The sequence below is a fragment of the Vibrio breoganii genome, assembly GCF_001677275.1.
GTDB lineage: Bacteria > Pseudomonadota > Gammaproteobacteria > Enterobacterales > Vibrionaceae > Vibrio > Vibrio breoganii.
In genome coordinates this window covers 25,482-38,410 of sequence record NZ_CP016178.1, presented here as the reverse complement: position 1 = coordinate 38,410, position 12,929 = coordinate 25,482, and the positions used below count along the sequence as shown (strand labels likewise).

12 protein-coding genes are annotated in these 12,929 nt (G+C 45.0%); 7 read left to right on the top strand and 5 right to left on the bottom strand.

Going from position 1 to position 12,929, the window contains the following annotated elements; genetic code table 11:
- Positions 1 to 32 precede the first annotated feature (32 nt).
- Positions 33 to 641: a TetR/AcrR family transcriptional regulator gene (locus A6E01_RS13195; protein ID WP_065210390.1), complete on the bottom strand. Its 609-nt coding sequence runs from the start codon at positions 639 to 641 to the stop codon at positions 33 to 35.
- Between the two features lie 124 nt (positions 642 to 765).
- Here A6E01_RS13195 and A6E01_RS13190 point away from each other — a divergent pair, with 124 nt between their 5' ends.
- Positions 766 to 1,857 carry an MBL fold metallo-hydrolase gene (locus A6E01_RS13190; RefSeq protein ID WP_026026202.1) on the top strand — a complete coding sequence of 364 codons (1,092 nt, stop codon included), beginning with the start codon at positions 766 to 768 and terminating at the stop codon, positions 1,855 to 1,857.
- A 20-nt stretch (positions 1,858 to 1,877) separates the two neighbouring features.
- Here A6E01_RS13190 and A6E01_RS13185 read toward each other — a convergent pair whose 3' ends face one another.
- Entirely contained in the window at positions 1,878 to 2,768 is an 891-nt protein-coding gene (locus A6E01_RS13185; RefSeq protein ID WP_017029017.1) for a LysR family transcriptional regulator, read from the bottom strand.
- Between the two features lie 78 nt (positions 2,769 to 2,846).
- Here A6E01_RS13185 and A6E01_RS13180 point away from each other — a divergent pair, with 78 nt between their 5' ends.
- Positions 2,847 to 4,061, top strand: a complete 1,215-nt coding sequence (locus tag A6E01_RS13180; protein ID WP_065210389.1) for a multidrug effflux MFS transporter — start codon at positions 2,847 to 2,849, stop codon at positions 4,059 to 4,061.
- 5 nt (positions 4,062 to 4,066) lie between these two features.
- Here A6E01_RS13180 and A6E01_RS13175 read toward each other — a convergent pair whose 3' ends face one another.
- The gene (locus tag A6E01_RS13175) at positions 4,067 to 5,635 is read right to left on the bottom strand and encodes a diguanylate cyclase domain-containing protein (RefSeq protein ID WP_065210388.1); all 1,569 of its coding nucleotides are present in this window, start codon (positions 5,633 to 5,635) and stop codon (positions 4,067 to 4,069) included.
- 165 nt (positions 5,636 to 5,800) lie between these two features.
- On the opposite strand from A6E01_RS13175, the gene A6E01_RS13170 reads away from it, so the two are divergent.
- The gene (locus tag A6E01_RS13170) at positions 5,801 to 6,247 is read left to right on the top strand and encodes a carboxymuconolactone decarboxylase family protein (protein ID WP_017029014.1); all 447 of its coding nucleotides are present in this window, start codon (positions 5,801 to 5,803) and stop codon (positions 6,245 to 6,247) included.
- A 61-nt stretch (positions 6,248 to 6,308) separates the two neighbouring features.
- Here the strand turns inward: A6E01_RS13170 and A6E01_RS13165 are convergent, their stop codons facing one another.
- Positions 6,309 to 7,169: an SMP-30/gluconolactonase/LRE family protein gene (locus A6E01_RS13165; RefSeq protein ID WP_017029013.1), complete on the bottom strand. Its 861-nt coding sequence runs from the start codon at positions 7,167 to 7,169 to the stop codon at positions 6,309 to 6,311.
- 201 nt (positions 7,170 to 7,370) lie between these two features.
- Between A6E01_RS13165 and A6E01_RS13160 the strand changes: the two genes are divergently transcribed.
- Both A6E01_RS13160 and A6E01_RS13155 read left to right on the top strand, forming a co-directional pair.
- Positions 7,371 to 8,228 carry a hypothetical protein gene (locus A6E01_RS13160; RefSeq protein ID WP_065210387.1) on the top strand — a complete coding sequence of 286 codons (858 nt, stop codon included), beginning with the start codon at positions 7,371 to 7,373 and terminating at the stop codon, positions 8,226 to 8,228.
- A 321-nt stretch (positions 8,229 to 8,549) separates the two neighbouring features.
- Positions 8,550 to 9,605 (top strand): helix-turn-helix domain-containing protein, encoded by a 1,056-nt coding sequence (locus tag A6E01_RS13155; protein WP_065210386.1) that lies wholly within the window; start codon positions 8,550 to 8,552, stop codon positions 9,603 to 9,605.
- Between the two features lie 8 nt (positions 9,606 to 9,613).
- On the opposite strand, the gene chrA is transcribed toward A6E01_RS13155, so the two are convergent.
- Positions 9,614 to 10,762: a chromate efflux transporter gene (gene chrA, locus A6E01_RS13150; protein WP_065210385.1), complete on the bottom strand. Its 1,149-nt coding sequence runs from the start codon at positions 10,760 to 10,762 to the stop codon at positions 9,614 to 9,616.
- Between the two features lie 127 nt (positions 10,763 to 10,889).
- Here chrA and A6E01_RS13145 point away from each other — a divergent pair, with 127 nt between their 5' ends.
- Positions 10,890 to 11,825, top strand: a complete 936-nt coding sequence (locus tag A6E01_RS13145; RefSeq protein ID WP_065210384.1) for a LysR family transcriptional regulator — start codon at positions 10,890 to 10,892, stop codon at positions 11,823 to 11,825.
- Positions 11,825 to 12,919, top strand: coding sequence for a mechanosensitive ion channel family protein (locus A6E01_RS13140; protein ID WP_065210383.1), 1,095 nt, complete (start codon positions 11,825 to 11,827; stop codon positions 12,917 to 12,919). Before A6E01_RS13145 ends, A6E01_RS13140 begins: the two co-directional genes overlap by 1 nt.
- The last annotated feature ends 10 nt before the right edge of the window (positions 12,920 to 12,929 follow it).

The window sequence follows — 12,929 nt, the reverse complement described above, 5'->3', positions numbered from 1 at the left end:
TTAGGGAGTATTTAAGAGGCCTAATACACTCTTTAACATACTAATTTATAATGACTTAACAATAATTCAGCACTACGCTCCGCGTGTAAACACTTTTCTTCTTGCGTAGGGAAATCTCTCATTCCTACTAACAACGGCCAGAAATAATATCCTTTTATCAATGCATAGGCTTGCTCAGTAAATAAGCTAACCTCGCACTCCTTCAGTTTACCATCTGCCATCCCTTGTTTTGCCCAAACCGCGATCGCGCTATCTTCTTTGGAAAACTTTGCCACCTGCAATTGCAGCTCTTCAGGAGAATAAAAATAATGACCGATAGCAACACGAGCCAGCTCAATATAGTCAGGCCCGCAACTCGCCTCAATTTCTGCCAGTAACACTTTTTCTAGCTGCTCTTCCAGCGGCATATCTGGCTGATAGTCGAGGTTAATCTCTTGGACCGCTTCTCGCCACATAATGCCCACCAGCTCTATCACCAATGCTTCTTTAGAACTGAAGTGATTGTATACGGTGCGCTTAGACACATTGGCAAGGCTAGCAAGCTTATCCATGCTGGTGTTCTTAACGCCAAACTCAAGAAAGGATTGCTTTGCTGCGGTAAGGATCGCTTCGCGCTTTAATTCACTACGTGTCTTTTTCATTATTTATCAGAGTCTTATTTATGGTGGAGAAATAACCATTACTTTATTTTACACTAAGCAGTTTACTTTTAAAGCACCGCATGTAAACTACACCGTATAGTTTACTTTAACTAGTGGCATTTACATGAAACGATTTGTATTAGGAGCACTGCTTATGTCTGCAACAACCATCAACGCAGCTGAATTTTCATCGGTTGAGAAAAACGGTAAATTTCAAAACAGCGAGATCGAATACAAAAGTGGTTTTGGTGATCTTTACGGCATCATTAAATCCTATGTTACTGCCGATCGTGAACACCCAACTCCGCAACAGGCTTTGCCAAGCGTTCCCCTATCCCGAGAGGAGATTGAGAATACCACTAACCCTGCAGTTGCACGCCTAGGCCATAGCAGTATGCTCATTCGCCTAGATGGTAAAACGATTCTCACTGATCCCGTATTTAGTGATCGTGCATCACCAGTGCAATGGGCTGGCCCCAAGCGTTTCCAACCTGCGGCTATCACCATTGAAGCGCTTCCCGCTATTGATATGGTTGTCATCAGTCATGATCATTACGATCACCTAGACAAACACGTCATCAAATCGATACACACCAAGGTTGAACATTTTTTGGTTCCACTGCGTATTGGCAAAATCTTGCAAAGCTGGGGCGTTCCACAAGAAAAGATCACAGAATTAGATTGGTGGCAGGAAAAGACGATAGGCTCAATTACCTTCGCCGCGACACCAACCCAGCATTTCTCTGGTCGCAGTCTGTTTGATAGAGACCAAACCTTGTGGGCCAGTTGGGTAATAAAAGGCGAGCAAGCAAACCTATTCTTCAGTGGCGACTCTGGTTACTTCTCTGGATTTAAGGCTATTGGAGAAAAATATGGCCCCTTTGATCTGACCATGATGGAAACGGGTGCCTACAACGATGCCTGGAGTGATATTCATATGACGCCAGAGCAAAGTGTTCAGGCGCACATAGACCTTAAAGGCAAGGCAATGCTACCTATCCATAACTCCACTTTCGATCTTGCTCTGCATGATTGGTTTGAGCCACTTGAGCGCGCTCTTATCCATGCCAACAGTAAGCAGGTTCAATTGGTCACTCCACTATTTGGCCAAATGGTCGATGTAGAGTCACCAAGTAGTCATGCTCAGTATGCATGGTGGCGCGAATTGAAGCCTTACAAAGAAGAGTTCAAGACAGCGCTAGCAAATACCCACTAATATTGAGCAAAGAGCAGAAGCTAGGAAGCGTTCTGCTCTTCTTCTAAACGTTGCTGCAAGTACTCTAGAAACAGTCGGGTACGCGTATGCTCATAATCAAGCTTAGGGTAATATGCGTACACCATAGTGTCTTTTGCTTGCACATCTGGGAGGATCTTAACTAGGCTTCCCTGCATCAATTCTTGTTGAATCATCACGGCATTGGAAATCAGAATACCCATTCCACTCTTGGCAGCGTGAAACATCGCCTCCGGATTAGTCGAAGCAAAATTTCCATTGAGAGAGAGTCGTTTCCCATCAGCAAGTTTCAACTCTCGATGAAGCTGCTCACCAAAAATCAATACATTGTGCTGTTGCAGTTCAGTGGTATCTTGCGGCTCGCCGTGCTCGAGCAAGTATTTCGGCGAAGCATAAAAACCCAAGCGATCTTCAAATAATGGCTTAGATTTGAAGCTCAGTGAATTCAGATGTTCGAGCTCTCGGGTGATAAACAGATCTAGACTCATTTCCGGCATCTGTCCGGGCGTCGTGGTAATGAGTTGAATTCGAATATCTGGGTATTTCTTCAAGAATCCATCAAGGTAATGAACTAAGAATTTCGAACCTACTGCGATGGTCGCCCCAATCTTCAGCATCCCATTCGGGCTTTCACTAACAGAACGAGTTTCGTCTACTACCGACTGGAGTTGGTCGAGAAGTTGCTTGGTTCTATCATAAAACAAGGCGCCCGCTTCTGTCTGAGTGACCGAACGAGTGGTGCGCTTCAATAGCTGCACGCCTATTCTATCCTCTAGCCATTGTATGCGCTTGCTTACGGCAGAACTGGTCGTCGATAAACGTCTGGCAGCCCCATTAAAGCTCCCCTCTTCAACCACCAGCACATAGCTTTTCAGGCTCTGAATCCAATCCATATTATATCCTTACAGGAATCAATCTAATTCCTAATCGGGCAATTATCATCCACTGCATTTTAATCTAAACTATTCGGCATGAAATTAAAACACTCTTCAAAGATGAAACTAGGCCCATTAGTCTTGGCAATGATGATCATTGCTACAGGACAGATGGGGGTGAGCATTTACTTACCGTCACTGCCTTTAATTAGCGAAAGCCTGCAGGTGGACAAATCTCAACTGCAGTCGATCGTTACCCTATTCTTGGTCGGTTTTGGTGTCTCACAACTCTTTTATGGTCCCTTATCAGACGCCATTGGCAGACGTCCAGTATTCTTACTTGGGCAGTTTATCTATCTTATCGGCACCGTGATCTGTCTTGCGTTCTCCGATAGCATCACTACTCTTGAGGCCGGTCGATTATTTCAGGGACTAGGAGCAGGTAGTGCTTCAGTACTGGGCCGTAGTGTGCTTAGAGACAGTTATGACGGCGGACAATTAACAAAAGCCTTGGCTTATTTGTCTGTAACAGCATCTATCATGCCAATCTTCTCCCCTGTGCTTGGGGGATGGATCGCCTTCCATTTAAGTTGGCATACTGTCTTCGCTTTCGTACTGGTTTATCTCGGCGCTACCTTTGTTATCGGTTGGTATGTGATGCCAGAAACCTTGCCGTATGCTAAGCAAAAATTCAGGCCATCTTCAGTTCTTAGTAAGTACTTACAACTCATTAAAAACCCGCAAGTCATTGGCTCTGCATCCTACAATTGGTTCAGCTATCTGGCGGCAGTGGTATCGCTATCCATCATGCCTTACTTGATGCAGCAAGAAATGGGGATGAGCGCCGCTGACTACGGCACCCTAATGATCATACCCTCGGCCGGTCTGCTTGGTGGCAGTCTGTTGCTGAACATGCTGAATAAGCGATACAGCGCCTTTCAATTGCTCGCTCTCAGCATTGGGCTATTCTTCTTTGCTGGGCTTTGGCTACTCATTACCCCATTTACTGTCTTCAATCTGATCTGGGCATTTACCTGGCTCACCGTGGCGCAGGGGCTTTCCTTCCCACTGTCAATCACGCTACTGCTACAGCCACACAAAAAAGACGCAGGTTCAGTTTCAGCGCTTTCTGGGTCGGTGCAGATGTGTATTGCAGGCTTTTTTGGAAGCTATCTAGTGGGTAATTGGGTGACGAATCAGATGGAGCTTGGGGCTCTTTACTTGTGCATTGGGGCAAGCATGGGCGCCGTATTGCTGTGTTCAGTGCTGAAGAAGAACCTTCAAGATAAAGCTCTATTGCAAGAAAAATAGTGGTATTAATTGGTCGCTAACGTATTGCGACCGTTCTGCTTGGCCTGATACAAAGCGTTATCAGCATCAGTAATAAGCTGCAGCAGTGAGTTATCTTCACTCGGTACGACACTTGCAATACCTAAGCTCACAGTCACATGGGGTGCCACGTCGCTCATTGGGTGTGGCAGTTGCATAGCTGCAACCTTGTCCAATACCGTCTTAGCCAGATGTGTGGCACCATCAAGACCAGTACTCGGCAATAAGATAACAAATTCCTCTCCCCCGTAACGAGCAACCAGATCCGCTGGACGGGCCACACTGTCCTCCAGAGCTTTCGCAATACTGACTAAGCACTGATCACCTTCAACATGCCCGTAATGATCATTGTATTGCTTAAAAAAGTCCACATCGCACATGATGATTGAAATAGGCAACTGTTCACGCTGCATCCGGCGCCACTCCATTTCAGACACTGAATCAAACTTTAAACGGTTAGAAATTTGAGTGAGGGCATCGGTCATTGAAAGCTCTTTCAGCCTCGCTAAAAGCTCCTCTAGGCTTGCCTCTCTATTCTCAATAACATCGAGCATTTTGTTGAGTTGTCGAGACAATTCCCCTATCTCGTCACTTGTTTCTACCTGTGCACGCTTTTTATAGTCTTTAGTATTAGTGATTGCCGTCGCTTTCTGTGTGAGGTGAGTTACTGGCTCCAGCACTACCTTCCGCAAAGTAATCCACAATGCAAACAACAGTAAAAACCCAAGTAAAACACTCGTAAAGAGAGCCGATTGGACCGCCACCTTACCCTGCGCACTGATGTCTCTAGGGAAGAAGGATTCTACTAACATAATCGGCACGTCATAACTAAACACGTAACTAGAAACCTCAATGGTTTCATCATCAAGTTCAGTCACAACAATTTCATCACTGTAGGTTTTAGTCCTATCCGCAACAGGCGTTATCTTAAATCTTACATGAGTTTGTTTGATGAAGTTCGAAACAAGGCTTGGGTCGATATAACGTCCACGAAGGACAAAGCCCTTAGAGGGACCAGTCTCTTGAGAGGTTAGGATAGGACGAATAGAGTAAACAACAGGTTTGTTTTCCAAAAGAACAAGCCCAGTGTAATGAGCTTCTGCACTGAACAAATCCAGATCTGTTTTTATCAATTTATCTTCTAAGCGATCAACAACACGCTGTACAAAACTACCATCATAAACAAGTGAATCAGTATCAGGGTCATAAATGCCATGCCAATGCAGGTGTTTTGCAAGGTCGAAGAAAAATAAGAAATCAAACTGACCATTTCGAAATGACTCAACGCCTAAATTTGCATCAATATAATCGAGGTTTTCTCCCTGGATAAACTCATAAGTATCATCCCAAGCCCCCCAATCTTTGTTTTGTAGGTCTAGATCAACAATATCCTCATTGAAACGAGCCGCCACTCGCTCAAAGTTTGTAATGGCATCTTCTCTTTCTAGCTGTTTAAAGACAGGAAAAACGTACTGCCAGTGCGCAAAATAGCTCACAGCTACCATGGCAGCTAAAAGTGGCAACAGTATGTAGAGGATTTTTTTTGATAAGGACATTTAGTGCTTAAATACCGTTGTATGACGAAAAACACCAACTATCTAGATAGATTTATCAGTTGGATCAAGGGATTATGAACATTATTACTGTGCTTATAATAGACTAAAATTATGCAAATGGGTGAATGAGCGCCCCTGAAGCAAGCACATCACACAAGGATCGTTATGTCTCGAGTCAACATCTACAATGTACAGCCTGCCGCTTATAAAGCTTTTTTTGCGGTAGAAGCTTATCTAAAGCAATGCGCTTTTGACCCTATTATCGAAGAGATCGTTCGCGTGCGTACCTCTCAGATCAACGGTTGCGCCTACTGCATACACGTTCACACAAAAGGGGCACTGCAACATGGGGAGACACAAGAGCGTATCTTTGCATTGTCAGTGTGGAAGGAATCGAAGCTATTTACCGGTCAAGAAAGAGCCGTGTTAGCGCTGGTTGAAGAGATGGTTCATATCTATGCGCAGGGGATTACCGATGACACCTATAAAGCGTTAGAGCAACACTTTTCGGAAGACGAAGTTGCTCAACTCATCGTTCTTTGTACCATGATGAATGCTTGGAATCGCTTAGGTGTTGCAACCCATGCTAATGAGTTGACTATATACAAATAGTAGAGAAAGGAAATCGAGGCCTGATGCTACTCTCAGGCCTCTGAAAATCGGCTTTATAACACTATAGCGATAGCTTCACTGCAGGCTCAGCTATACCTTTACCCACTCCGGTCAATACCAAAGTTTTACCTTCATTGGCCGAACGGTCTTCAATACCGACTTTAGCTGAGGTCACATACAGCGTATCGAGGTTCTCTCCACCAAATGCAGGACAAGTGGGTTGTTTAACGGGAACAGGATAACGTTCAACAATCTCACCCTCCGAAGAATAACGTACTAGCTCTCCAGCGCCCCAATGCGCACTGATCATATCACCATTGGCAGCCACAATTGCTCCATCAGGCTCTCTAAAGTTTTCTGAATGATCGATAAACAGCTCCGGCTCAGCGATAGGCCAACCCGTGTCTTGATCTAGCTTCATTCTCATTATCTGCGCCGTAGGAGAATTCGTGAAATAGACCCAATGTTTATCCGCAGAAAAGCAGCAGCCATTAGGTATCGTGATATTTGAAATAACCTTGGTAAGCTTGCCCTGAAAGTAGCGATAAAACGCTGCTTCTCCCTCAATGGCATCGCGATGCATCGTACTTATCCAAAAACCGCCCCAAGGATCTGCGCGTCCATCGTTGCTGCGGTGCGTCAATGGATCATGCTCAAAACCAACAACCAGCTTAAGCGACTGTTGTTCAATATCCAGCAAATGAAGACCAACCTCATCGGCTAAAAGTAAAGAGTCTTTATCTACCCATCCAAGAGCTGATGGAGTTCGTTCTAGTGGGGTATCGACAATTTCTTCACCCTTAAGTGATAACAATCGATGCTCAATAATATCGATCCAAAACATTTGTTGACGTTCAGGGTGCCAAAGAATCCCCTCCCCTAAACCACAAGGGACATGCTGCAGTGCAGAAACCGTGATCATAACTTCCTAGCTTTTCATTTTTATAGTGGGATAGAGGAAACCATAAACAAGTAAAAAATGCCGATAGACGGCTCGCAGTTATTTATTTTCTTACAAACTAACTTGATTTAAGCGTGGCGCAAATTGGACATCATAATAAACCTCAAAGGTTAAAATGCACGCAATTCGAACAATCTAACCCGTTTGCGAGTGAGTCATACTATGCCGATATCCATCAAAAAAGCCGCCACTACAGTCGCCCTACTTTCAACGCTGTTTGCGCTTCCTGTATTAAGCAGCGAACAAGATACCGACAAAAAAGCCTTAGCGGATGAGGTGGCTAAAGAGTTAGCCAACCCAAACACTGCGTTAGCAAGCCTGAACTTTAAGTTTCAGTATTATTCTGGTTATGAGGGTGGCGGCGATAGCTCAACTATCTTATTCCAACCTGCACTGCCCTTCCCGATGGATAACGGCGACAAGGTGATATTCCGCCCTGCACTGCCTTATGTCATCAACAACGATGTGGGCAACTTGAACAGGGACGACTCAGGCTTTGGCGATATCTCTTTCGATCTGGCGTATGCACCAAAAGCAGCACCGGGAAACATCACCGCCTTTGGTCTTATCGCGCAACTACCTACAGGTAGTAGTGGCTTTAGTTCAGAGCAGTTTGCTGTGGGCCCTGAGATGCTGTTAGGTAAGGCAAGTAAAGAGCGTATCTTTATCTTCTTCCCTAATCACCTATGGGGGGTTTCTAATAGTTCTGACAAGATAAATGGTGAACATGTCATTGAAGATATTAATCGCACCTCTGTGCAGATTGGCTGGGTAGAATTGCTGGGCAATGGCTGGACTATCGCCTCCTCTCCAACAATGACTTATGACTGGAACACAGACCAAGCAGAGATCCCGCTGAACTTTCAAGTGAGCAAGACCGTCATTATGGGCAGTCGCCCTTGGAAGATTGGCTTAGAGGCTAACTACTACATCGAGAAAGACGAGAAGACACGTCCAGACTTTATGATTGGCTTGAATATTACGCCGGTGGTAGAGAATAAGTTTGCTGGGTTGTTTTAGGGGTAGTATTTAGACCCCCGATAGGAGCGCTCGGGGGTGACGGAATTTGGGGCTCGGGAGGATGGGGGACGGGGTTATAGCTTCTGGGTTCTGGGTTCTGGGTTCTGGGTTCTGGGTTCTAGCTTCTAGCTTCTAGCTTCTAGCTTCTAGCTTCTAGCTTCTAGCTTGTAGCTTGTAGCTTGTAGCTTGCTAGTATTATTTTTCACAATTGTTCACGCATACTCAATTTAGTAAGCTAGGGTAGAATAACGTCATCCCCGAATTGTTTTATCGGGGATCTCGCCGACTTTAGTTGAATACGAGACATAGCAGGAATAACCCGTGAACAGCACAGCCCATACCGACATCCCCCTGATCAGAGTCGAAACCATTAGGCTGGTATTGAACTGTGCTCAAGATTACTTTCCTGCGCCTCTGATGGCTAAAGCAATAGAATTGTTACCTTCAAATCTTGAACGCCCCTATTTAGAGTCAATTCCTGAATACGCCTTCATTCACTTTATGCAAACCTTGTATCAAGAGTCTGAATCTCAAACGTTTGTTGATTACTTGGTCGACTGCACCGCGCAGTTGAGCTTTATGTGGCCTATCCCTATTGCTCCTAAGCACAGCACACTGGTCTCAGTTCTCAACCAAGTCACAGAGCAATTTAAAACTCGCTCTAGTCAGTCAGAGATCCAGCTTGAACTGGAGGGCTATCAAAACCAAGTTAAAATCCACATCTCTACGGCTAACCACTATGAAAATCGTTATCAAGGCTCTGCATTTTGGCTAGAAATGAAGAGTTTATTCTTCTTGGTTCAATACATTCGACGACTGTTAGGTAAGGATTGGCTTCCCCTTTCTGTAGGCTTACAGCATGTGGATATCAATAGATTAGGCGGTGAGTTGAAGTTAGCAAAACAAGGCGTGTTTGTTGATAGAGAGAGTACGTACATTATCTTGTCAGAAGAAGAAGCCTATCAAGAGCTCAATGTGACCCCTTACCAGTATTCTCTGCCAGAGTACGATGTGCTCGCCACCTATCATGAACAGTTTGCATCCGCGTTAATGCCTTACATTGGTGAGCGTAAACTCGACCTTGATAGCGCCTCTGAGATCCTCAATACCTCCAGACGCACTATTCAACGAAAACTAAACAATGAACACATCACATTTCGAAAGGTCATTGAACAGCTGCATATGCAGTTTGCAATTCGAGTACTAGAAGATGGTCGATTCAGTATCTCTGATATTGCCTCGCACCTTGGGTATGCCAACTCGTCAAAGTTTATCCGTGCCTTTAAGCGCATTACCGGTTTGCCACCCATGCAGTATGCCCAACAAAATGGGCTGAGCCCGCGTCCAGCAGCGAACGCGAGCAAAGCCTCTAACTAGCCTAAACCTTAAAAGACCGAAAGTAGAACGCCATAACCAATGAAGCTTGCTACCAAGGCGACAATCGGCAGTTTCATCTGTTTTAGCAAGAAATAGCCAATAAGCACGATAGCAAAATCTTGCGCGCCGCTTACTGCACTGACAAAAATGGGTTGGTATAACGCGGCAATCAATAGTCCTACCACACCTGCGTTCACGCCTTTTAGTGCAGCAGAAACTCTTGGAATAGAGGCCAGTGCCTGCCAGTTGTTGATCACACACAACACCAGTAAGAACCCCGGTAAGAACACCGCCATCGTCGCCACTAATGCTCCGACGATAGGTTGCTGAGGCAATAATTCATAACCTAGGTAAGTAGCGAAGGTAAACATAGGCCCAGGAACTGCCTGTGCGGCCGCATAGCCAGTTAAAAAGCTATCCGTTGTGAGCTGATCACCAATCAAGTTTTGTAGCAATGGAAGGACAACATGCCCACCACCAAATACCAAAGAACCTGCATAAAAGAAGTCATGGAAAATCTTTAGTATAGGGGTTTGGCTTGCAACAAAAGGACCAATCAACAGCACAGACACAAAAATCACTAATGGCGTAACAGAAAGCTTACCTTTGACTGAGCTCGTTTCAGGTTGATTCTGTTGTTTGAACCACACCGAACCCAGCATAGCACACAGCAATAGCACAACAATTTGAGCCGCAATACCGCTGAACAACAACATGGTGACCGCCACAAAGAGACACAAGCCAATAGACTGTTTGGTCTGACAAAAATTCTTGTACATCCCCACAATAGCGTCAGCAACCACCACAACAGCCAGCAATTTAAGAGCGTGAATAATGGCAATAAATAGCGACGTTTCTAACAAGCTACTGCTTAGTAGCGCCAGTGCTAACATCAAGATCACAGATGGCAAGGTAAAGCCGAAAAAGGCAGCAAAAGCACCACCTATACCGCCTTGCTTATAGCCGAGAGCAAAGCCTACTTGGCTAGAGCCAGGGCCGGGAAGAAACTGACTCAGCGCAACCAGCTGCGCATATTCCTCATCCGTTAACCATTGCTTCTGCTCTACAAAGGTTTTTCTGAAATAACCAATATGTGCTGCGGGCCCGCCAAAGCTAACCCACCCCAATGCAAAAAATATTTTAAAAATAGAAAACATAACCAATCACCAGCGATGAAATTTGTTGATACCCTAAGCGAAGCAACTCTATGACTCAAATTAATAGTATTGATATATTTCATGAATGAAATAGGATTAAAGAAACAAAGCACATCATGGAGGCTCAATGGCGGAGATAAATTGGAAAGGCGTTGACCTGAACTTGCTGGTCGCGTTTCAAGCCCTGCTAAGAGCTCGCAGTGTTTCTGCAGCGGCAAGCGAGCTGCACATTAGTCAATCGGCGATGAGCCACAGCCTATCTCGACTTCGCACTTTATTAGGAGATCCACTATTTCATCGTAGTGGACATAAAATGGAGCCGACAGAAAGGGCTCTCAACTTGGGGAGTGATGTCGAACAAGTTCTGTCTGTGATTAAAAACAATATCCTGTCACCAGAAAAGTTCGATGCTGAAACCTTTAGTGGCACCTGCCGCTTGGGGCTCACCGATTACGCCGAGTTTGTCTTTGCCCCTCTTATATTCGACGCATTAACTGAGCAGGCCCCTAATGTTAAGGTCAGTTTTATCAATGTAAATCGGCACAACTTTGTCGACATCATTGAAAAAGAGCGCTTAGACTTGGTTATCGGAAGCTTTCCTGAACTCGGCGAGGGCTTTGAATCTCAAGAGCTTTACAAAGAAAGCCACGTTTTCTTATTCGATCCAGTCGCAACAGGGCTGAGTACACCGGTGAGCTTAGAAGATTTTTGTAGTCTTCCGCACGCATTAGTGAGTCCAGATGGTCGATGGGTGACCCCGACTGATAGCATGCTAGCAAAGCAAAACCACCAGCGAAACGTGCAGGTGATTTCTCGAAACTTCTTAACCATTGGTCAGTTAATAAAAGGGCGAAATCTCATCTGTATTGTGCCAAAACTGATGTCGATGATCCCCTACATTTCTGATGGGCTCACTCGCGCAAAACCCGCTATTGAGGTGAGTGACTTTACCATTAGCATGGTTTGGAAGAGCGGGCTGGCAAGCAATGATAAGCAACAGTGGCTACAATCTCGAGTAGCAACGGCAGTGCAAAATAATCAACTCAAGGAAAACAAGCAATAATGGAACATACCAAAGCTGAATGGCTTAATCTCTTCAAGTTAACCGACAGTGCAATCATCAATGAGATAATTTTGATCACCACCCTGAGCTTAGTTTTCTGGTTGGTTTGGAAGTTATTAATTGGAAGACTCGAAAGCATTGCTGAAAAAACTAAGATCACGTGGGATAACGCCGTTATTCACGGTCTTAAGGCTCCTGTCAGTACCTTAATCTGGCTCTGGCCTGGTACCGTTTCTATGGGATTATTCCTTGAAGAAAACTTTACCCATGATTTTAATTGGCTCTCTACGCTTAAGCTAATTCTGGTTATTTGCATTGCGATTTGGACTCTATCTCGAATCATTACAAACTTTGAAAACCAGCTGCTTGAGAAAAAAAACCGAGACGTCACTACAGTGCAAGCAGTCGCTAAACTCGCGAGATTGCTGGTCGTCATTATCGGTGTGCTTACGGTAATGCAAACCCTCGGACTGAGTCTTTCTGGCCTACTTACCTTTGGTGGTGTCGGTGGCTTGATTGCGGGTCTTGCTGCAAAAGACCTGCTCTCTAACTTCTTTGGCGGCATGATGATCTACTTTGACCGCCCATTTAAGGTAGGGGACTGGATTCGCTCGCCAGATCGCAGTATTGAAGGCACGGTTGACCGTATTGGCTGGCGAATGACCAAGATTATCACCTTTGATAAGCGCCCACTCTACGTACCCAACTCTGTGTTTAGTAGCATCGTGGTAGAGAATCCTTCGCGTATGACCAATCGCCGAATCTACGAAACCATAGGGCTTCGCTATAGCGATTCAACTAAGGTCGATAAAATCATTGAAGATGTGCATCACATGCTAAAGAACCACCCGGATATCGATGCCAATCAAACATTAATTGTGAACTTCAATACGTTTGGTGCGTCGTCCTTAGACTTCTTTGTCTACACCTTCACTAAGACAGTAAACTGGGTTCGATTCCACGAGGTGAAACAAGATGTGCTACTGCAAATTATGCAGATTATTCGCAACAACGGCGCTGATGTCGCCTTCCCTACTCAGACCTTAAAACTGGATCATCCACCTGAGCAGGCACTTATGCAGAAGTCATTGTAACCAGCAATAC

Coding starts and splice junctions, on each gene's coding strand:
- A6E01_RS13170 (WP_017029014.1), top strand. CDS start 5,801: ATGTCTCGAGTCAACATCTACAATGTACAGCCTGCCGCTTATAAAGCT.
- A6E01_RS13190 (WP_026026202.1), top strand. CDS start 766: ATGAAACGATTTGTATTAGGAGCACTGCTTATGTCTGCAACAACCATC.
- A6E01_RS13180 (WP_065210389.1), top strand. CDS start 2,847: ATGAAATTAAAACACTCTTCAAAGATGAAACTAGGCCCATTAGTCTTG.
- A6E01_RS13185 (WP_017029017.1), bottom strand. CDS start 2,768: ATGGATTGGATTCAGAGCCTGAAAAGCTATGTGCTGGTGGTTGAAGAG.
- A6E01_RS13195 (WP_065210390.1), bottom strand. CDS start 641: ATGAAAAAGACACGTAGTGAATTAAAGCGCGAAGCGATCCTTACCGCA.
- A6E01_RS13145 (WP_065210384.1), top strand. CDS start 10,890: ATGGCGGAGATAAATTGGAAAGGCGTTGACCTGAACTTGCTGGTCGCG.
- A6E01_RS13165 (WP_017029013.1), bottom strand. CDS start 7,169: ATGATCACGGTTTCTGCACTGCAGCATGTCCCTTGTGGTTTAGGGGAG.
- A6E01_RS13140 (WP_065210383.1), top strand. CDS start 11,825: ATGGAACATACCAAAGCTGAATGGCTTAATCTCTTCAAGTTAACCGAC.
- chrA (WP_065210385.1), bottom strand. CDS start 10,762: ATGTTTTCTATTTTTAAAATATTTTTTGCATTGGGGTGGGTTAGCTTT.
- A6E01_RS13175 (WP_065210388.1), bottom strand. CDS start 5,635: ATGTCCTTATCAAAAAAAATCCTCTACATACTGTTGCCACTTTTAGCT.
- A6E01_RS13160 (WP_065210387.1), top strand. CDS start 7,371: ATGCCGATATCCATCAAAAAAGCCGCCACTACAGTCGCCCTACTTTCA.